The organism is Alteromonas sp. MmMcT2-2, assembly GCF_022348305.1.
Lineage (GTDB): Bacteria > Pseudomonadota > Gammaproteobacteria > Enterobacterales > Alteromonadaceae > Alteromonas > Alteromonas macleodii.
This window is the reverse complement of the sequence record NZ_JAKRFA010000035.1, coordinates 17,639-37,441: the sequence shown is the minus strand read 5'-3', so window position 1 is coordinate 37,441 and position 19,803 is coordinate 17,639. Positions and strand designations below refer to the sequence as shown.

Genomic DNA, 19,803 nt, shown 5'->3' with positions numbered 1-19,803 from the left:
CCTTACTCATGTGACCTTCTCCTTCTTGATAGTGATTTGAACAACCCTATCTTGGCTCATTTGAAGCCTTTATGGGAGGAGAGGGTCCATACCATTAGTCCGCATAGATCATTGCCTACTCCGCGAGGTTTAAAATGTTCGTAATCGCGGCGTGTTACCGCAGGTATAGTGGTTCTACATAAAAAAAGCCCTCTCGTTTGAAGAGAGGGCGTTTAAACGTTGTTTTGAAATAGCTTCTCAGGTGTGAGAATACTATTCTATGCGCTAGACCTAAAAGCCTAACGCACATACACAAAATACTATGCGCCTAGGATAGCTTTTAATGTCTTACTTGGAGACATGGTTGCGAAAAGCTTGTCTTCGTCAGGGTAGTAGTAACCACCAATTTCTTGCGCGCTACCTTGCGTTGCATCAATCTCAGCCAAGATGTCGTCAATTTTCGCAGACAACTCTTCATACACTGGCTTAAATTGCGCAGCTAAATCTGCGTCTTCCGTTTGGTTCGCTACTTCTTCAGCCCAGTATAGACCTAGGTAAACATGGCTACCACGGTTGTCCAACTGGCCTGCTTTACGAAGCGGAGACTTACCGTTGTTTAGTAATTTTTCCGTTGCTTTATCAAGTGCAGTAGCAATAACTTTTGCTTTGGTGTTGCTGTGCTTAATAGCAACATCTTCTAGCGATACAGCAAGTGCCAGGAATTCACCGAGTGAGTCCCAACGCAAGTGGCCTTCTTCAACGAACTGTTGCACGTGCTTAGGTGCACTGCCGCCCGCGCCAGTCTCGTAAAGGCCGCCACCAGCCATCAACGGAACAATTGATAGCATTTTAGCACTGGTACCAAGCTCTAGGATTGGAAACAAATCAGTAAGGTAATCACGAAGTACGTTACCCGTTACTGAAATGGTATCCAGACCGCGAATTGCACGTTCCATGCTGTAGCGAATAGCGCGTACAGGAGACATAATCTGAATGTCTAGACCGTTGGTATCATGGTCTTGTAGGTACTTTTCAACTTTCTTGATAAGTTGCGCATCGTGAGCACGTTCGTCATCTAGCCAGAATACCGCAGGCATACCAGATTGACGTGAACGCGTTACCGCTAGCTTAACCCAATCTTGAATAGGTGCATCTTTCACCTGACACATACGCCAGATATCACCTTCTTCAACATCGTGAGAGATAAGAACATTGCCGTCTTGGTCAATAATCGACACAGTACCGTCTGCTTCTAGTTCAAACGTTTTGTCGTGTGAACCGTACTCTTCTGCTTTTTGCGCCATTAGACCAACGTTAGGCACTGTACCCATCGTTGTCGGGTCGAATGCACCATGCGTTTTACAGAAGTTGATAACTTCCTGGTAAATGGTTGCATAAGTACTTTCTGGAATCACCGCTTTCGTGTCGTGCGCCTTTCCATCTGGTCCCCACATTTGACCAGAGTTACGAATCATGGCTGGCATAGAAGCATCAACAATTACGTCACTTGGTACGTGAAGGTTCGAGATACCCTTGTCAGAGTTCACCATCGCCATTGGTGGGCGGTCGGCATAACATGCGTTGATATCTTTTTGAATTTCTGAGCGCTGGCTTTCAGGTAAGCTCGCAATTTTGTCGTAAACGCTACCAAGACCATTGTTAGGGTTAACACCTAGCTCTTCAAACAGGTCGCCCCATTTGTTGAATAGATCTTTGTAAAATACTTTTACGCAGTGACCGAACACGATTGGATGAGACACCTTCATCATGGTCGCTTTTACGTGTAGTGAGAAAAGAACGCCTGTGTTTTTCGCATCTTCAATTTGCTCTTCGAAGAATTCACACAGCGCTTTCTTGCTCATAAACATGCCGTCGATAACTTCGCCAGCTAGCAAGTCCACACGCGGTTTAAGGGTTTTCTTACTACCATCTTTACCCGTAAATTCAATGCTTACATAACCATCTTTTTCCACGGTTACAGACTTCTCACCCGAGTAGAAGTCGCCGCCGCGCATGTGAGCTACGTGAGAACGTGATGCTTGAGACCACTCACCCATTGAATGCGGGTGCTTGCGTGCATAATTTTTAACTGCGGTTGGGGCACGGCGATCTGAGTTACCTTCACGTAATACAGGGTTTACTGCACTACCTAGCACCTTACCGTAACGTTCGCGAATGTCTTCTTCTTCAGCAGTTTTTGGTGAATCAGGGAACGCTGGTACGTTAAAGCCTTTTGCGTTTAATTCTTTGATAGTTGCACGAAGCTGTGGAATTGAGGCACTGATGTTTGGAAGCTTGATGATGTTAGCGTTCGGGTCTTGGGTCATCTCACCCAGTTCAGCTAGCGCGTCTGGCACTCTTTGTTCTTCAGAAAGATACTCAGGGAAATTTGCCAAAACACGTGCAGCAAGTGAAATATCGCTTAGCTCAACGTCGATATCTGCAGCCGCAGCAAACTTCTGGATGATAGGAAGAAGTGAGTAAGTCGCCAGCATTGGCGCTTCATCAGTCTTCGTGTAGATGATCTTAGACTTGGTCATTATATACCTCAATTTTCTCGACAGGGTACTGTCGTCTTTAGTCCATTAGGTCGCAACAACCCGCAACATGTTCATGTCACGCCCACAGTCATTGCGAAACGTATTTGATGTTTTCCACCTTTTGCTTTTATTAAGCACTAGGTCACTTGCTGTTTTCTTCCCTACATATTATTCAATTCCCTATGTTAGCAATATGCATCTCATGGCTTTGCACTCGACTACCTAGTCGTACGCAATTTCGAGATACGATGTATAAGCAAGCCCGCTTATCACTGCTAAAACTGTCTAATAATTATGCAGATGCGCTCTCTTATAAAAATGGGAGCGACCATTAGTATAGGGTCGAAAGTTTGAGTTACAAGTCATACCATTGTCTTAACTCATAAGATCACCGAATTTATCGACAAACTTCATTGAGCAAACCACTATTTGCGGTTGATTTTCCCATGCGAAGCATCGTCATTTGTCGTAAAATCCCCCCCGAAATTTTGAATTTAAACAAGCGGAAGTAATATGTCTTCAAACGCTAAAGTGGTGCTTTTTAATAAGCCCTTTCAAGTTCTTTCTCAATTTACTGATGCAGACGGTAGAGAAACCCTAAAGGACTATATTGATGTTCCCGGTGTGTATGCCGCAGGACGACTCGACAGAGATTCGGAAGGTCTTCTCGTACTCACCAATGACGGAAAGCTTCAGCATAAACTTGCTAACCCAAAAGCTAAAACCAGCAAAACCTATTGGGTGCAAGTTGAAGGTATTATGGACGAAAAAGCAATGCAGGCGCTGCGTGACGGTGTAGAATTAAAAGATGGAATGACTCGCCCCGCGAAAGTAAAAGCCATGGAAGCACCTGGCGTGTGGCCGCGGAATCCGCCCGTACGTTTTAGACAGTCGATCCCTACTAGCTGGGTAGAAATTACCATTACAGAAGGCAGAAACAGACAAGTGCGACGTATGACAGCGCACGTCGGCTACCCCACCCTTCGGCTCATCAGATATCGCGTGGGTAATTGGACCATTGATGGTATTGATAATGGCAGCTACGTTCACTTTTAAAGGCAATTCAATTTCTAATACTTGAAATCACCTTCCTTGACCACACTAAAAGAGGCACCGAAACATCACGGATTTTTAGCGCTGTTAAAGGTTGCTGTTCATCTTTGCATATAGACAATTTTTTACAGCAAAGGCCAACGGCCGCTTGGCACATATTTAATTACTTAATCAGATAAGGATTAAATGTGAATTAGCTATCGGAATCTGATAAAATCCGCGACCTCGAAAACGGGCCGATTTGTAAGTGGCTGATTAGTGGTATGGCCCACTGAGTGGGTAAGCGCCTTAGCATATTTATCAACATGTTAATTGGTGACTGATTTAACAAATACGGTTTCTTTTTTATTAATCAAATGAGTGTGCAATCCATAGTGAGTGATATTGAATCTAACGCCAGCAAAAAAGTGATCGTCGGAATGTCCGGCGGTGTCGATTCGTCTGTTTCAGCCTACCTACTCCAACAACAGGGTTATCAGGTTGAAGGTCTTTTCATGAAAAACTGGGAAGAAGACGACAACGATGAATACTGTGCCGCAGCGGAAGATTTAAAAGATGCACAAGCGGTTGCTGACAAACTAGGCATTGAACTGCACACCATTAACTTTGCAGCAGAATACTGGGATAACGTGTTTGAGTATTTCTTAGAGGAATACAAAGCGGGCCGTACGCCAAACCCAGATATTATGTGCAACAAAGAAATCAAGTTTAAAGCGTTTCTTGAATTTGCAGCAGAAGACCTTGGCGCTGACTACATTGCTACTGGTCACTATGTTCGTCGCCGAGAAGTTGACGGTAAATGGCAAATGCTACGCGGTCTTGATAACAACAAAGACCAGAGCTACTTTCTTTACACATTAGGCGAAGAGCACGTTGCTAAAACGCTCTTCCCTGTGGGTGACATCGAAAAGCCATTAGTTCGCAAAATTGCCGAGGAGCAAGGTCTTATCACTCATGATAAGAAAGACTCTACCGGGATTTGCTTTATTGGTGAACGCAAATTCAAAGACTTCCTAGCACGTTATCTTCCAGCTCAGCCTGGCGTTATTGAAACAGCAGAAGGCGAAGAAATTGGCCAACACGAAGGCTTGATGTACCACACGCTAGGTCAACGTAAAGGCTTACACATTGGTGGATTAGCCAAATACGGTGACGACCCTTGGTATGTGGTAGATAAAGATGTTGCACGCAACGTACTTATTGTGGGCCAAGGTGCCGACCACCCTCGCCTATACTCGAAAGGCTTGGTAGCAAAGCAGCTACACTGGGTGGATAGAAAAACGATTACAGAGCCTACGCGCGCGGTAGTTAAAACCCGTTATCGTCAGGCCGATATCCCATGTACAATAACGCCAACTCAAGACGACACCATTGAAGTGATGTTTGATGAGCCGCAGAAGGCGGTAACGCCGGGGCAGTCAGCGGTGTTCTATAGTGACGAAGTTTGCCTTGGCGGCGGTATTATTGAGAGTTATATTCGCTGATGTTAGATACCGACATAGAAAATAACCTAGCTCTTGCTGGTGTATGTCAAGCTGCTGCGCTGGTTCAGCAGCTTGCCAGACGAGGTTCTGCCGATAACGAGGCTATAGAGGCCAGCTTATCGAGCATACTGGTTACTGACCCAGAAACACCTCAACAGGTCTTCGGCCAGCTCGCCAACTTAAAAACCGGTTACACCACACTCGCAGCACAGCTATCTGACAAACAAGCAACAAAAGATACGGAATTAACCCGCTATATAGCTAGTATTCTAGGCCTTGAAAGAAAGCTAGCGAGAAAGCCTAAAGCAATGCAGGAACTGGGCGAACGTATTTCCCATGTTCAGCGCCAGCTTGCTCACATCGATTTCCAAAACCCACAAATAGTCTCCTCTTTAGCGAGCATTTACAGCGATATCATCAGTCCGCTAGCACCGCGTATTCAGGTAGCTGGTAACCCAGATTATTTAAGCCAACCTGCTACTCAGCATAAAGTGCGTGCGCTTTTGCTTGCAGGTGTTAGGGCTGCAGTAATGTGGCGTCAGATGGGTGGAAAACGAAGAAACATTTTATTTAAACGCAAACACATTCTTAACAGTGCTGTTAAAGCACTACGATTAATAAACTAGTGAGGAGCTTAAGGTGGAACTGAGTCAGTTAACTGCAATTTCCCCTGTCGATGGTCGATATGCTGGCAAAAGCGTAGAATTACGCAGTATTTTCAGTGAGTACGGCTTATTAAAATACCGTGTAGAAGTAGAAGTACGTTGGTTACAAATGCTGTCTACTAACCCACAAATTGAAGAAGTTCCTGCTTTTACAGACACGTCAAATGCACTACTAGACAAAATAGTAGCTGAATTTAGTGTTGAAGATGCCATGCGCATCAAAGAAATCGAGCGCACAACAAACCACGATGTGAAAGCGGTTGAATACTTTCTTAAAGAGAAGGTTGCCGACAATAGTGAGCTTTCAGCAGTAAATGAGTTTATCCACTTTGCGTGTACGTCTGAAGACATCAACAACCTTTCACATGGCTTAATGCTTCGCGAAGCCCGCGAGACCGTTATTCTTCCTTACTGTGACAAATTAATTGAAGCGCTAGTAGAGCTTGCTAAGCGCTACCAGAACGTACCTATGATGGCACGTACTCACGGTCAGCCTGCTTCACCTACCACCATGGGTAAAGAAATGGCAAACGTGGCTATTCGCCTGAAGCGTCAGCGTAGCCAAATCGCAGGTGTTGAGTTACTTGGTAAGATTAACGGTGCTGTAGGCAACTACAACGCACACTTGTCAGCGTATAAAGATGTAGATTGGCACGAAGTTTCAGAGAAGTTTGTTACCTCACTAGGTCTAACCTGGAACCCGTTCACTACGCAAATAGAGCCGCATGACTATATTGCAGAAATGTTTGATGCCATTGCGCGCTTTAACACCATTCTTATCGATTTCGACCGTGACGTTTGGGGTTACATTGCACTGGGTCACTTCAAGCAAAAAACGGTAGCTGGCGAAATCGGCTCTTCTACCATGCCACACAAAGTTAACCCTATCGATTTCGAAAATTCAGAAGGTAACTTAGGTCTGGCGAACGCTATTTTTGACCATTTAGCAGCTAAGCTTCCTATCTCTCGCTGGCAACGTGACCTTACTGACTCAACCGTACTACGTAACCTTGGCGTAGGTGTAGGTTATGCGGTTATTGCGTATCAGGCTACTTTGAAAGGTATTAGCAAGTTAGAAGTTAATGAGCAAAGCTTACTTAACGAGCTAAACAACAATTGGGAACTGCTTGCAGAGCCTATTCAAACTGTTATGCGTCGTTACGGTATTGAAAAGCCATACGAGAAGCTAAAAGAGCTGACCCGTGGTAAGAAAGTAAACGCTGAGGTCATTGCTGAGTTTATTGATAACCTAGATATGCCAGAAGCGGCCAAAGCAGAGCTTAAGGCATTAACGCCTGCTACATACATCGGTGATGCAATCAGGCTTGTAGATCAGTTATAAGCCCTTACGCTTTCCACTACACTGAAAAACGCGGTCATTAGTACCGCGTTTTTTTATTCCTAAATTTCTCTACATTGAATTTTCACCTACGCGTGGGAGCAAGCAAATGGATTTACGCAACACGAACCACACTCCTTTCTCATTGCAGGAAAAACACTGTGTTGTACTTTCCCCCACGGTTTCGAAGGTGTTAAGTCCAACGCTAGAAACCAAAAGTAGTGCCGCGAATTTAAAAAGCTGTATAAAAAATGCCGTCGTCATTTTTTGTGACCTATCAGGCTTCCAACAACTCTCAGTTAAATATGGCGACATTACATGCGCCAGACTTGTAGATAGCCTGTTTTCTGAATTCGATGTGCTTGCCGCTGATTTACACCTTTCGCCATTAAAAACAAACGGCGATCAATATATTGCGGTTGGTTTTAGCGGCGAACACAGTAGTACAACACACTCGCTTTTGAACGCTCTGGTGAACGCCATCGAATTCGCATGTCGCGCTCGCGATCTTGTAAATAGCAACGACCTTTTAGCTTCATCTTCAAGCCAACTGCGAGTTGGCATTGCAACAGGCTCTTTACTTGCCGGCCAATCTTCTCGCCCGCTTGCAGGCTTTGATATTTGGGGGACTACGGTAAATAGGGCTGCAATGTTAGAGCAATACACAGCACCTAATACAATTGCTATTTGTGAGAAGTCTTACAGCCTGGTTAAACGACAGATTATTCATCGCTCTAGCGCGAGTGCGAATAACCCTTGTTCCTTTAATACGTACTTCACTTGTGGTTCAAATATAAACGCTAACACTGAGCTTTCAACGCGTGAACACGACAAGCGGAAACTCAGTGAGTCAAAAATGTGTGGCGAAAATTGCAAAGAAACTACGTTTCTACCAAAACAACTGCACACAAAAACAATGCTAATGAGCGCATACGTTTGCTAACTCCTGTCTAGCGCATCTGATAACCACCCATGCCATGTAAACATTGAGCTAAAAAGCACGTGATTTCTAAGTTAGATGAATTACACCTGCAGTAACTCGCCGAGAGTACGAACATGTTAAGTTTCGCTGAGTGGGTAATTATCTATGCGAACCGTTATGAATTCGGCTCTCCCTGTTGAATCAGGTGAAGTAAATGCAAGGTAGCAATAAACGTTTCAATAATCGATAATGCCGCCCATAAGCTTCAACCTCGCTTTTGACAAAGTGCTAACGCTTACCGCATATTTGTAACGCCACGCACAATACTTAAATCAACAGATTAAACCCATTTAATTGGCTTACTATAAGAGACACTATGCCCACTAACGACAATTCGTACATTATTGATGCACAATCTGGAAACGGCTTTAATGCAGAAACCTTTCTAAAAAACTACTGGCAGCAAAAGCCGGTAGTCATCAAACACTTCTTTGACAACTTTGTAGATCCTATCGATGAGAACGATCTTGCCGGTCTAGCACAAGAGTCGGAAGTGGATGCACGTATTATTAGCAACGTGAAAGGCAGCTGGCATGTTGAACAAGGGCCAATTACCGATTTTGACAAAGCATGTCAGGGCAAATGGACATTACTAGTTCAAGGCGTAGATAAATATGTGCCCGACGTAACCCCTCTACTAGATCCCTTTTCTTTTATCCCTAATTGGCGATTGGACGACCTGATGGTGAGCTTCGCCACCAATGGTGCAGGCGTTGGTGCTCACATCGACCAATATGATGTATTTTTAGTTCAAGGTAAGGGCCGAAGACGCTGGCGTGTGGGCAAGCCGGCGGACTATAAAGAAGTTTTTCCACATCCAAAATTAAGACAAATTGAAGGCTTCGACCCTGTTATAGATGTTGTGGTTGAGCCTGGCGATGTGGTGTACGTACCACCGGGCTGGCCTCATGATGGAGCGACAATTGAAGATAGCCTGACCTACTCTGTGGGTTATCGTGCTCCGGACAACCTGCAACTAGCGGAAAGCCTGGCGATGATGTTGGATAAAGGCGCACATAATTATCGCTTTACCGATGCAAGCCGCTCTATGCAAGGCAATCGTGCTTGGGTAAATCCAAGCGATGTTGCCATTCTTAAGCAGCAGCTCATAGATGCGATAAACGGTGAAGACTTTACTTTGGCACTTCTAGAAGCCATGAGTGAACAAGGCATTCCTGAATATCCGCTAGAAGACGAAGTATCGCTAGAGCAAATTTCAAATGAGTTTGCCGCAGGCATTAGCTTTGTTCCTGCACCGGGTGTGCGTGCATTACTATGTGACGGTAAGCGTGGTCTTCCTCGCGCGCTCTTTGTAAATGGCAGTCAGTTCGAATTTGGCAAAAGTGACCAAGAATGGTTTGAAGTGCTGGCATCAGGAGGCGTTTTGAACGCAACGTGTTGCCAAGACGCGCCTTCTTTTACATTTTTAGAAACCTTAACTACACTTATCAATAATGGTTACTGGGAATGGTTCGAAGGTTAACAGGTAAGTATGGCGTTTACGATACAAAACGTCGATTGGGAAAAGGATAAACATCGACTAAAAGCACTAAGGGAACATGTATTTGTTTTAGAGTGGCGCGTCCCCGAGGCAAGCGAGTTCGACGAACACGACAGCTCAGCGTGCCATGTGCTTATCGTCAATGATGAAAACGAACCCATTGCCACTGGGCGCTTAACCAAACGAGGCGAACTAGGCCGAATTGCTGTTAAGCGCTGCCACAGAACATTGCCTGTTTATCGCGCTTTGTTTGAAGCGCTGATTAACACGGCAAAGCAAAACAACGTCCCCATTATCAAAGTAGTCTGCAATTTAGAAAGCGTGTCCTATCACCAATCCATTGGTTTTATTCCCGACGGGCAAGTATTTATGGACGCAGGCGTTCCAAGACAGCGCCTAAAATGTCCGGCAGAGCGATTTCCTCTTCCGGACGTGACTCAACTTCATTAAGCTATGTATTTACAAACCGTCTCACTAATACAGGCTATTGCCTGGAATTAGTTCCAAAGATCTGGCGCGTTCTGCATGGCAAACAAGCTTTCAGCACGATTAATTAGTAAAGCACCAAACGCCTTTTGGGTATCGTCTGCGCCCTCTGCATTAATAAGGTTTTCTGCTTTCAACTGCCAATGCATAGCAAAGTGACGCAGTACGTCCTTGGCGTCTTTGGCGTTATCGACTGATGTGTAATCAGAAGGTAAATCACCACTAATAACCCAATAGCGTTTACTGTCCATTGCTCTAATTTTCCAAACTGCAAGGTACGGCATTAAATAACGACTTTCTTCGGTAATAACAGAATCAAACAACACGCCATTTTCCGCTAAAAATTTGTTTGCCTTTTGAAACTGTTCTCGTACCCACGTTGCGCGCTCTTCATCACTGATTGGTTGGTTTTCTGGTTGTTCTGCCATTTTTACTCTCATTATTATCGTTATCTGTTCTTACTAGTACTGCTACTTGATACGCATGTCTCAGTTACCTTCTAGGCAGTTTTGCCACTAGTTCGTAGCGTACGCCTTTTTTATCTTTGTACTTTATTTCATCCCTGCTTTCCACCGCAATTAGGGCATTGTGCCCACCGAAGGTGTTAACCGCTTACTTATTCGACAATCTTTAAGAATACCCAACACCCAGTTATTCAAAGATCGGGCACAAACATTTACATTTTTCATATTGGCAAATGTGCATCTTTGGGCGAAACTGTGAGATGAAAACTTCACGAAGCCGAGTGTTTATACATGCGAATAGTAAGACTTACCCTTGGAGCAATCCTGTTTATCGGCGGTATTGTTCTAACATTACTTCCGGGCTCTATCTTGTTAGTGGTAGGCGGTTTAGTGCTCTTAAGTTACGACTGGCCAAAAGCGCGAAGCTGGCTCAAATACAGCCAAAAAACAATGACGAGTGGTGCCCGTAGAATTGATCGTTTTCTTCTTATGCGAAAGCTGCGTTAATTGTTTTTGTTCTAACAGGTGTGCTTTTAGAAAGTTGAGCACGCCATAACGTACAGTGCGTTTCGCCCCCCTCCTCATCTCTCACCACTTTGTCGCAAAGTGTTAGCAATTAAACTTATGTAAATGCGTAATGATGCAATGCGTGTTAACGTAATCTAAAGTATAAATTGCGAAGCCTTTAACAATAATAATAGTGGCAATTATCTGAGCATGCTCAGCATCTTAGATAGTTCGTATCATCAGGCAATGTAACCGTATCGATATGATTTTGTGCAATGCGTTGACCCCGCATTGCGCTGCTTGGGTAGGCCAGATTTAAACAATCTGGTCCAAGTCATATCTTTCGCTTACCTATGGAGACAAGACCATGATCACGTTTACCGTTAATGGTAACAAACACGAATTTTCTGGTGACCCATCAACACCAGTGTTGTGGTACCTTCGTGACGAATTAAATCTTACAGGACCTAAGTTTGGCTGTGGTATGGCGCAATGTGGCGCTTGTACTGTTCACATTGATGGCATGGCACAACGCTCTTGCGTATTGCCTGTGTCAGCCGTTCAAGGCAGAAAAATTACCACTATTGAAGGGCTAAGCGAAAATGGCGATCACCCTGTCCAAAAAGCGTGGGTAGAACACAAAGTACCACAATGTGGTTTCTGCCAATGTGGGCAAATCATGCAAGCTGCCAGTCTATTATCAACCAACCCAACGCCAAGTGACGAAGAAATTGTTCAGAATATGTCGGGCAACATCTGTCGTTGCGGAACGTACCCTCGCATTCACAAGGCCATTAAGTCTGCGTCGAAATCAATAAGCGGCAACGCTGGCGTGAGCTACTTTGACCCAGCCCAAGCGGGAGAAGAAGCATGAGTGAGAATACCTATTTTGATATGAATCGCCGCAGTTTCTTAAAATCGACAGCAGCGGCAGGCGCACTGGTTCTTGGTACCTATTTTATGGGTAGTGCACCTCGCGCCATGGCTGGCGTATTAGCAAAGCCGGCGGAAAACGCAAAGCGCGCAAACTTGTTCATTGCACTTCGCCCTGACGGCATGGTTGAAGTAACGTGTCACCGCAGCGAAATGGGTCAACAGATCCGAACCGCCATTGCGCAAATTGTAGCTGACGAGATGGAAGCTGCGTGGGACAAAGTCATTGTTATTCAAGGCAAAGGCGACCCCAAATACGGTGACCAAAACACCGATGGCTCGCGTAGTATCCGCTTCAATATGCAGCGTCTTCGAGAAATGGGCGCAAGCGTGCGTTATATGATGCAACATGCAGCAGCTAAGCGTTGGGGTGTTGAGCCAAGTACCTGTGTTGCCGAGCAGCATGTGGTAACACACACTTCAGGTAAAACGCTTGCTTATAAAGACTTAATAGACGATGCATTAACCATTACGCCGCCAGAAGCAGATAAGCTTAAGCTTAAAGAAAGGAAAGAATGGCGTTACATCAATACCGGTATGGCGCATATCGACCTTCAAGATATCGTTACCGGTAAAGCAACCTTCGCCGCCGACGTGCGCGAGCCAAAAGCACTTGTTGCTATAATCGAACGCCCACCTGTAGTGGGCGGTAAGGTGAAAAGCTTCAATGCAGATAAAGCAAAAGCGGTTAATGGCGTTGTTGATGTAATTGAAATTCCAGCGCCAAAAGGTGCGCCTCAGTTCCAACCAAAAGGTGGGCTAGCCATTATAGCTAACAACACATGGGCAGCATGGCAAGGCCGCAAAGCATTAGACGTCACCTGGGACGATGGCGCAAATGGCGACTATAACTCAGCGAACTTTAAAGAGCAGTTGCTTAACACAGTAAATGCACCTCAAGCGCTTGTTAGAGAAAAAGGCGATGCGTTGAGCGTTTTAGAAAAAGCCAGCGACAAACTGGTTGCTGACTATTACGTGCCGCATTTAGCACAAGCCCCAATGGAGCCACCATGTGCTACTGCCATGTACTATAAAGATCGCGTTGACGTATGGGCAGCAACACAAAATCCGCAGGCTGATATGGAAACCGTGGGCGCTATGGTTGGCATGGACAAAGAAAAAATCAATGTTCACGTTACCATGCTAGGTGGTGCTTTCGGGCGTAAATCTAAGCCTGACTTTTCAGCGGAAGCAGCATTCCTATCAATGAAAACGGGCAAGCCAATTCGCGTTCAATGGACACGTGAAGATGATATTCAGCACGGTTTCTATCACGCGGTTTCCGCTCAACATGTTGAAGCTGCACTTGATGAAAACGGTAAAATTGACGCTTATCTTCACAGAACCGCGTTTTCACCTATTGCCTCTACGTTCCAAGAGGGCGCGAACGCACCCTTTAGCTTTGAGTTAGATTTGGGCTTTACGGATAACCCTATTCTTACGCCCAACATGAAGTTAGAGCGCGGTGAAGCGCCAGCCAAAGCCCGTATTGGATGGATGCGTTCAGTATCGAACATCTTCCACGCGTTTGCTGTACAGTCGTTTATTAATGAAGCAGCCCACAAAGCAGGCAAAGACGCTAAAGATTACCTATTGGAAGTAATTGGTCCTGATAGAATTATTGATGTGACGGATCAAAAAGCCGAATATCAAAACTATTGGGGTGATAAGTCGGTTTATCCTTTGGATACAGGCCGTCTTCGTAATGTAATTGAGAAAGTATCTGACATGGCAGGCTGGGGCCGCAACATGCCTAAAGGCCGCGGACTGGGTATTGCTGCGCACCGTAGCTTTTTAACTTACGTTGCTACTGTGGTTGAAGTTGAGGTGTCTGACGCTGGCGATCTTAGCGTGATTAAATCATGGGTAGCTATTGATGCAGGTACTGTAGTTAACACCGATACGGTTAAAAACCAAACCCAAGGCGGCTCGGTTTACGGTATCACAACAGCAATCAGTGACGGTATAACGTTTGATAAAGGGCGTGTACAGCAGAGTAACTTCCACAACTACCGTGTACCGCGCATGAGCGATTCACCACTAGAGGTAGAAGTTGAAGTAATTGAAAGCGATGCGCCGCCAGCAGGTGTAGGTGAACCTGCAACCCCCGTGTATGCGCCAGCGCTGTGCAATGCCATTTTTGCTGCATGCGGTAAGCGTATTCGCCAGCTACCTATTGGTAACCAGCTTAAAGCGTAAGCATTCTATAGATTCGGCTTAATCGCTGGTTTGATGAATAAATACTAACGCTATTTAAGACAGGCAATCATATCAAAAAGGGTTAACACACAGTGTTAACCCTTTTTTTATGGATGTATGCTGTTTTCGGGTGTGTCTCAATAGTAGCGAAAAAGCGAATTGCTTTATGAATAATAGAAAAGACTATATAAGTTATAGATACTTAGGCAAAAACACGCTATCGAGATAACAACGCAAGCAACAAAAAGGTGAATAAATACACCATAACTTGCATAGGCGAAAACTGCACATATCAGACCAATAGTGAATTCAACCAGCGCAGCTTCACAGAACGTTCTGATGTTACTGATTACAGGTTGTGCAAAAAACTTAAATTTATAAGCCATCTTAGTTTCCCTCCCTGCCTCATGCATACTGTTAGCCAAACGTTATTTACAATAGCACACTAATCCAACCGGACATAATTTAACCAAGTAATATAAGAAGGTCTTGAGTTTTGTTGCACATCAAAAAGGCGAAAAAACCTAGTCATTAGCATATTCGCCATTTCCAACTAACTAAGCCATTGCTTAAGAGCAGCAAACAACCATTAGAGACAAAAAAGGAGGCCAACATGACCTCCTTTCATTCAAACTGTAAATCAACCTGTAACCTTACAATTAGAAGGAAAACACTTTCAGTGTTTGACGGTTAATTCCCGCCTTATTCCAATAGGTTATTCTTACTCGTAGTTGCGTTCCATCCACATTAACTGCATTTTAAGCTCGTTAATTTCTTTTTGCGCTTCCGCCAACTGCTCTACCACAGAGCGTGATTGCATAACGTTTTCTTCGGAAGTATTTACTGAAACTGCGCTGTCATTATGTGCCATGAGAATTCAACCAAGTTAATTATTAATCAAAGATTCAAAGTGAAAGTCACTTTGTAATATTACATTTTTAATTACACAAAGTCATGTTTTCAACACGCAAAAATGCATAGTTTTGCTAAATAACCACAGTTTTTTTAAGGAATGAAACACGAGCAAAGATTTGCTTCTAGATGAGTGGCCATCACTTTAAGTTGCCTAACAAAAAAAAAGAGACCTTATGGTCTCTTTTTCAATAATATCAAAGCGATAACGTCGTGAAATAACACGACGTTAGATGGAAAACTAGATAATTCTGACCCTATCTCGCCTTCACATCCGAGCTACGTAATTAGCCGTGCTTTTCAGCCAGGTAAAGCCAGGTTTCAACCACGGTATCAGGGTTAAGTGATACCGAATCAATCCCTTCTTGTACCAGCCACGCGGCGAAGTCTTCGTGATCTGATGGACCTTGGCCACAAATGCCTACGTATTTTCCACGCTTCTTCGCTGCCTGAATTGCCATTGACAACAATGCCTTCACCGCTTCATCACGTTCATCAAACAAGTGCGCGATAAGACCGCTGTCGCGATCTAGACCAAGGGTTAACTGCGTTAAGTCGTTAGACCCAATAGAGAAACCGTCGAAAATGTCTAGGAACTTATCAGCAAGCAAAGCGTTTGATGGCAGTTCACACATCATGATAACGCGAAGGCCATTTTCACCTTTCTTAAGTCCCTGCTCTTCAAGAAGCTCGATAACTTGACGACCTTCTTCTAATGTACGAACAAACGGGATCATGATCTCAACATTGGTCAAGCCCATTTTATTGCGAACGCGCTTAATGGCTTCACATTCAAGGGCAAAACAATCGCGGAAATCTTCAGAGATGTAGCGGCTTGCACCACGGAAACCCAACATTGGGTTTTCTTCGTCTGGCTCGTATTGATAACCGCCCACTAAGTTGAAGTATTCGTTCGATTTGAAATCTGACATACGAACAATAACTTTCTCTGGCGAGAATGCAGCGCCAATGGTTGAAATACCTTCCACCAATTTCTCGATGTAGTATTCCGTAGGCGACTCGTAGCCTGCAATCATATCGCTAATTTCTTCTTTCAACTCTTCAGGCTGGCTGTCGAAATTAAGTAGTGCTTTAGGGTGCACGCCAATCATGCGGTTGATAATAAACTCAAGACGCGCAAGACCAACACCTGCGTTTGGCAAGCGAGCAAAATCAAATGCGCGATCGGGGTTACCCACGTTCATCATGACTTTCAGCGGTAGGTCAGGCATTGCGTCAATGCGTGAGGTCACTACGTCGAACTCTAGTTCGTCACCGTAGATAAAACCAGTGTCACCTTCAGCACAAGACACAGTAATTTTGTCGCCGTTCTCGATACTGTCAGTCGCGTTACCACAACCCACAACCGCTGGAATACCTAACTCACGCGCGATGATTGCCGCGTGACACGTACGGCCACCGCGGTTGGTAACAATAGCAGAAGCCTTCTTCATGATAGGTTCCCAGTCAGGGTCTGTCATGTCAGTTACCAGAACATCACCCGCCTGGATTTTGTCCATCTCTTCAATTGAATCAAGCACTTTCGCTACACCAGCACCGATTTTGTGACCAATTGCACGGCCTTCACAAACAATGTTGCTTTGACCTTTCAACTGGAATCGCTCGATGCTCTGTGAGTCTTCACGGCTGCGTACCGTTTCAGGGCGAGCCTGAACAATGTATAGTTTGCCGTCTGCGCCATCTTTTGCCCACTCGATGTCCATAGGACGCTTGTAGTGGTTTTCAATGATCTGCGCCTGTTTAGCAAGCTCCATTACTTCGTCATCAGTCAACGAGAAGGTTTTGCTGTCAGCTGCATCAATATCGACAATAGACACTTGCTTACCGTGTGCTTCATCATCTGAGTACACCATTTTAGTCAGCTTACTACCAAGGTTACGACGAACGATAGCAGGCAGGCCTTTATCAAGTGTTGGTTTGTGAACATAGAACTCATCAGGGTTAACCGCACCCTGCACCACCATTTCACCTAAACCAAATGAGCTGGTAATAAATACAACGTCTTCAAAGCCAGACTCTGTATCGATAGTAAACATAACGCCTGATGATGCGATATCACTACGCACCATGCGTTGTATGCCTGCAGATAGCGCCACGCCTTTGTGGTCGTATCCTTGGTGAACGCGATATGAAATAGCGCGGTCGTTAAATAGCGATGCGAACACGTGCTTAATTGCCACAAGCACGGCTTCATAGCCTTTAACGTTTAGGAAAGTCTCTTGTTGACCTGCGAAAGACGCATCAGGCATATCTTCAGCCGTGGCTGATGAACGCACTGCAAATGACGCTTCTTCACCTGCATCACCCTGTAATGTGACAAACGCAGTTTTGATTTCTTCTTCTAGCTTTCCTTGGAAAGGTGTGTCGATGATCCACTGGCGGATATTCTTACCCGCTTCGGTCAGTGCGTTTACGTCATCTACGTCTAACGAGTCTAAGACTTCGTGGATACGCGCTTCTAGGCCACTTTGCTCTAGAAACTCATTAAATGCCTCGGCGGTGGTAGCAAAACCTCCCGGCACCTGCACACCGGCGTTCGCCAGGTTTGAAATCATCTCGCCTAATGATGCATTTTTGCCGCCTACGCGACCCACATCATGCATGCCCAGTTCTTGATACCAAAGTACGTATTCTTGCACAGCCCAAGCCTCCAGCTTTTTTATGTGTAGGGTATGAGGTTAATTTCAGGTTTGTGCTTTTTGTCACCTGAAACTCATCAAATTGTAGTCGATATGTGGTGAAAACCACTGTTAACGCTGTCCATTACGTTTGACAGCAAACCTATTGATATTTGCCATCATTCACAAGAACCGTGTAGCTTTTCGACGAAATCATCTTAGAATGGGGAAATTCAGAATGTAAACCCTTTATTACTTTTGTAATAAAATTACACCAATGTTAAGGATATGTTGTGCGCACAGCTTTTTATATTTCAGATGGTACAGCCATCACTGCAGAGGTCTTCGGCCACGCCCTGCTTTCCCTGTTTCCCGTTTCTTTCAATCACAACACCATTCCATTCGTTGAAACTGAGGAACAAGCTCACAAAGTTTTACAGCAAATTTCTGAAAGTTTTCAAGACACCGGAGAAAGGCCGCTCGTTTTTTATACAATTGTGAATGTAGATATTCGCAAAATAATCTCGAAATCTGTGGGCATTAACTATAATTTTCTCGATCAATTCGTAGCGCCACTGGAAAAAGTATTGGGTGTTCCTTCAAAACCAGAAAAACATCGTACACACAGTATCCACGAAACCACCTACGATATTAGAATTGAGGCCGTAAACTACGCACTGGCTAATGACGATGGCTCTAATCTAAAAGATTACGATGAAGCAGACATCATTCTTACTGGTGTTTCACGCTCGGGTAAAACGCCAACAAGTCTTTACTTAGCCCTTCAATACGGAATAAAAGCAGCGAACTACCCTTTTACAGAAGAAGACATGGGCGACATGCTTAAGCTTCCCCCTGCCCTACGCAGGTTCAAACATAAGCTTTTTGGGCTAACGATTGCAGCGGATAGACTCCATCAAATACGTTCAGAGCGCCGTGCAAACAGCAAATATGCATCGCTGCCACAATGTCGAATGGAACTGCGTGAAGTAGAAAACTTGTATAGAAAGGAAAAAATCCCGTTTTTAAATAGCACTAAGTACTCGATTGAAGAGATCTCAGCAAAAATATTGGCAGAGACGGGGCTCAAACGTCGTAAGTACTAAGCGGGCTTTTAAGTATTCAGTAACTTTGTACGAAGCTGCCATATTTACCCGCTGTATTTTATACAACACTTTTTATGTCGCGGTGGTGCCTTTAACTATGTAAAGCGACAAGGCACCACATTACCTAGATTCTGGTCAAGTTTAGGCTAACTAGGCGATAGTAGCTCTAGTATTTGCGGTCTCGCTTGCCCTTTTATTATTTACTATTGAAGCGTCACTTCTTGTTGCTTTCTACCAATTCTTCAAGCGCTACACCTGGGTCTTCTTCACCTGCAACAGATGATGCATAAGGGCTCGCAGCTTCTGCATCCTGATGTGAAACGTCCGCTTTACTATTGGATTGTTTTTCTTCATCTGAAGACAACGTCGTTTTTTCTTGTGAACTTTTTTCTTTTGCTTTCATACCTCTAATCAACTCCTCTACATAAGGTAAAAATTCTAGCACGGTAGCAACGGCGATAACTGATAGTAAATACCATGTTGGAAGGGGCTCTTGCTTAAACCGCAGACCAAAATCAGCAGGACTTTCGCCCAGTCCGAATAACGCTATAAAATGAGACCAATGTCTGGCAATTACCAAAATTAATGCGAGCAGCGGTATCATTTCCAAAAAGCTGTGCACATGCTGCTCAATAGGCCCCACTCTTCTTTTCGATACCGCATAGCTAACGTCCCACAGTGCTGTTAATTCATGTAAGAAGAAAAACAGAATACCTGCAGCAATAATTAAACTATTCACCTCAAAGAGGAGAACCATAAAAAGAGGAATTCCTACCTCTATAAACATCAATAGATGAATTAAGGACTCCTTCGGCCCCGCGGTAGCAGCAATATTACTGCTGCGGTGGCAAAACCAGTCGACTATCCCTGCTGTGAACCACAGCGGTATGATGAAATACATCAATATTAGCTGTGTAACGTCATTCATGACTAAACCTTCTACATTAAGTCTAAGCATTACAGATGTAATAGCTTGTAAACTCGACATCAGATAACGTTGTAACGTTGAAAACA

Annotated in this window: 15 protein-coding genes and 1 pseudogene; 11 read left to right on the top strand and 5 right to left on the bottom strand. The window is 44.5% G+C overall.

Translation table 11 applies throughout. The features are described from left to right. Positions 1 to 299: 299 nt before the first annotated feature. Positions 300 to 2,519: an NADP-dependent isocitrate dehydrogenase gene (locus MHM99_RS16685; protein WP_239220192.1), complete on the bottom strand. Its 2,220-nt coding sequence runs from the start codon at positions 2,517 to 2,519 to the stop codon at positions 300 to 302. A 513-nt stretch (positions 2,520 to 3,032) separates the two neighbouring features. Between MHM99_RS16685 and MHM99_RS16680 the strand changes: the two genes are divergently transcribed. From MHM99_RS16680 to MHM99_RS16650, 7 genes and pseudogenes are all read left to right on the top strand, one after another. After that, the gene (locus tag MHM99_RS16680) at positions 3,033 to 3,575 is read left to right on the top strand and encodes an rRNA large subunit pseudouridine synthase E (RefSeq protein ID WP_049586714.1); all 543 of its coding nucleotides are present in this window, start codon (positions 3,033 to 3,035) and stop codon (positions 3,573 to 3,575) included. A 371-nt stretch (positions 3,576 to 3,946) separates the two neighbouring features. Then, positions 3,947 to 5,053 (top strand): annotated as a pseudogene (gene mnmA, locus MHM99_RS16675) (tRNA 2-thiouridine(34) synthase MnmA); the annotation flags it as partial. Positions 5,054 to 5,055: 2 nt separating this feature from the next. Then, complete coding sequence (hflD, locus tag MHM99_RS16670) at positions 5,056 to 5,682, top strand: high frequency lysogenization protein HflD (protein WP_014949326.1); 627 nt, start codon at positions 5,056 to 5,058, stop codon at positions 5,680 to 5,682. 13 nt (positions 5,683 to 5,695) lie between these two features. Further along, positions 5,696 to 7,063, top strand: a complete 1,368-nt coding sequence (gene purB, locus MHM99_RS16665; protein WP_039229483.1) for an adenylosuccinate lyase — start codon at positions 5,696 to 5,698, stop codon at positions 7,061 to 7,063. Positions 7,064 to 7,169: 106 nt separating this feature from the next. Beyond that, positions 7,170 to 8,003 carry an adenylate/guanylate cyclase domain-containing protein gene (locus tag MHM99_RS16660; protein WP_239220191.1) on the top strand — a complete coding sequence of 278 codons (834 nt, stop codon included), beginning with the start codon at positions 7,170 to 7,172 and terminating at the stop codon, positions 8,001 to 8,003. 355 nt (positions 8,004 to 8,358) lie between these two features. Next, entirely contained in the window at positions 8,359 to 9,525 is a 1,167-nt protein-coding gene (locus MHM99_RS16655; RefSeq protein ID WP_039229486.1) for a cupin domain-containing protein, read from the top strand. A gap of 9 nt (positions 9,526 to 9,534) precedes the next feature. Further along, positions 9,535 to 9,993, top strand: coding sequence for a GNAT family N-acetyltransferase (locus tag MHM99_RS16650; RefSeq protein WP_014949322.1), 459 nt, complete (start codon positions 9,535 to 9,537; stop codon positions 9,991 to 9,993). A gap of 47 nt (positions 9,994 to 10,040) precedes the next feature. On the opposite strand, the gene MHM99_RS16645 is transcribed toward MHM99_RS16650, so the two are convergent. Continuing rightward, complete coding sequence (locus MHM99_RS16645; protein ID WP_014949321.1) at positions 10,041 to 10,457, bottom strand: DUF4826 family protein; 417 nt, start codon at positions 10,455 to 10,457, stop codon at positions 10,041 to 10,043. A gap of 327 nt (positions 10,458 to 10,784) precedes the next feature. On the opposite strand from MHM99_RS16645, the gene MHM99_RS16640 reads away from it, so the two are divergent. From MHM99_RS16640 to MHM99_RS16630, 3 genes are all read left to right on the top strand, one after another. Then, the gene (locus tag MHM99_RS16640; RefSeq protein ID WP_014976394.1) at positions 10,785 to 11,000 is read left to right on the top strand and encodes a PGPGW domain-containing protein; all 216 of its coding nucleotides are present in this window, start codon (positions 10,785 to 10,787) and stop codon (positions 10,998 to 11,000) included. A 367-nt stretch (positions 11,001 to 11,367) separates the two neighbouring features. After that, entirely contained in the window at positions 11,368 to 11,874 is a 507-nt protein-coding gene (locus MHM99_RS16635; protein WP_131138056.1) for a (2Fe-2S)-binding protein, read from the top strand. After that, positions 11,871 to 14,132, top strand: coding sequence for a molybdopterin cofactor-binding domain-containing protein (locus MHM99_RS16630; RefSeq protein WP_239220190.1), 2,262 nt, complete (start codon positions 11,871 to 11,873; stop codon positions 14,130 to 14,132). Before MHM99_RS16635 ends, MHM99_RS16630 begins: the two co-directional genes overlap by 4 nt. 721 nt (positions 14,133 to 14,853) lie before the next feature. Here MHM99_RS16630 and MHM99_RS16625 read toward each other — a convergent pair. Together MHM99_RS16625 and ppsA are read right to left on the bottom strand one after the other, a co-directional pair. Beyond that, a complete protein-coding gene (locus MHM99_RS16625) occupies positions 14,854 to 15,003 on the bottom strand; it encodes a hypothetical protein (protein WP_155279892.1) in 150 nt (49 codons plus the stop codon). A gap of 328 nt (positions 15,004 to 15,331) precedes the next feature. Further along, positions 15,332 to 17,704 (bottom strand): phosphoenolpyruvate synthase, encoded by a 2,373-nt coding sequence (ppsA, locus tag MHM99_RS16620; RefSeq protein WP_239220189.1) that lies wholly within the window; start codon positions 17,702 to 17,704, stop codon positions 15,332 to 15,334. Between the two features lie 272 nt (positions 17,705 to 17,976). Here ppsA and MHM99_RS16615 point away from each other — a divergent pair, with 272 nt between their 5' ends. Beyond that, positions 17,977 to 18,789 (top strand): pyruvate, water dikinase regulatory protein, encoded by an 813-nt coding sequence (locus MHM99_RS16615; protein ID WP_049586695.1) that lies wholly within the window; start codon positions 17,977 to 17,979, stop codon positions 18,787 to 18,789. Between the two features lie 214 nt (positions 18,790 to 19,003). Here the strand turns inward: MHM99_RS16615 and MHM99_RS16610 are convergent, their stop codons facing one another. After that, the gene (locus MHM99_RS16610) at positions 19,004 to 19,777 is read right to left on the bottom strand and encodes a diguanylate cyclase (RefSeq protein ID WP_239220188.1); all 774 of its coding nucleotides are present in this window, start codon (positions 19,775 to 19,777) and stop codon (positions 19,004 to 19,006) included. Positions 19,778 to 19,803: the final 26 nt, after the last annotated feature.

Excerpts from the sequence above, each read along its gene's own strand:
- MHM99_RS16660 (WP_239220191.1), top strand. The coding sequence starts at position 7,170 with ATGGATTTACGCAACACGAACCACACTCCTTTCTCATTGCAGGAAAAA.
- MHM99_RS16610 (WP_239220188.1), bottom strand. The coding sequence starts at position 19,777 with ATGTCGAGTTTACAAGCTATTACATCTGTAATGCTTAGACTTAATGTA.
- MHM99_RS16645 (WP_014949321.1), bottom strand. The coding sequence starts at position 10,457 with ATGGCAGAACAACCAGAAAACCAACCAATCAGTGATGAAGAGCGCGCA.
- MHM99_RS16685 (WP_239220192.1), bottom strand. The coding sequence starts at position 2,519 with ATGACCAAGTCTAAGATCATCTACACGAAGACTGATGAAGCGCCAATG.
- MHM99_RS16655 (WP_039229486.1), top strand. The coding sequence starts at position 8,359 with ATGCCCACTAACGACAATTCGTACATTATTGATGCACAATCTGGAAAC.
- MHM99_RS16625 (WP_155279892.1), bottom strand. The coding sequence starts at position 15,003 with ATGGCACATAATGACAGCGCAGTTTCAGTAAATACTTCCGAAGAAAAC.
- MHM99_RS16650 (WP_014949322.1), top strand. The coding sequence starts at position 9,535 with ATGGCGTTTACGATACAAAACGTCGATTGGGAAAAGGATAAACATCGA.
- hflD (WP_014949326.1), top strand. The coding sequence starts at position 5,056 with ATGTTAGATACCGACATAGAAAATAACCTAGCTCTTGCTGGTGTATGT.
- MHM99_RS16640 (WP_014976394.1), top strand. The coding sequence starts at position 10,785 with ATGCGAATAGTAAGACTTACCCTTGGAGCAATCCTGTTTATCGGCGGT.
- MHM99_RS16680 (WP_049586714.1), top strand. The coding sequence starts at position 3,033 with ATGTCTTCAAACGCTAAAGTGGTGCTTTTTAATAAGCCCTTTCAAGTT.
- MHM99_RS16630 (WP_239220190.1), top strand. The coding sequence starts at position 11,871 with ATGAGTGAGAATACCTATTTTGATATGAATCGCCGCAGTTTCTTAAAA.
- MHM99_RS16635 (WP_131138056.1), top strand. The coding sequence starts at position 11,368 with ATGATCACGTTTACCGTTAATGGTAACAAACACGAATTTTCTGGTGAC.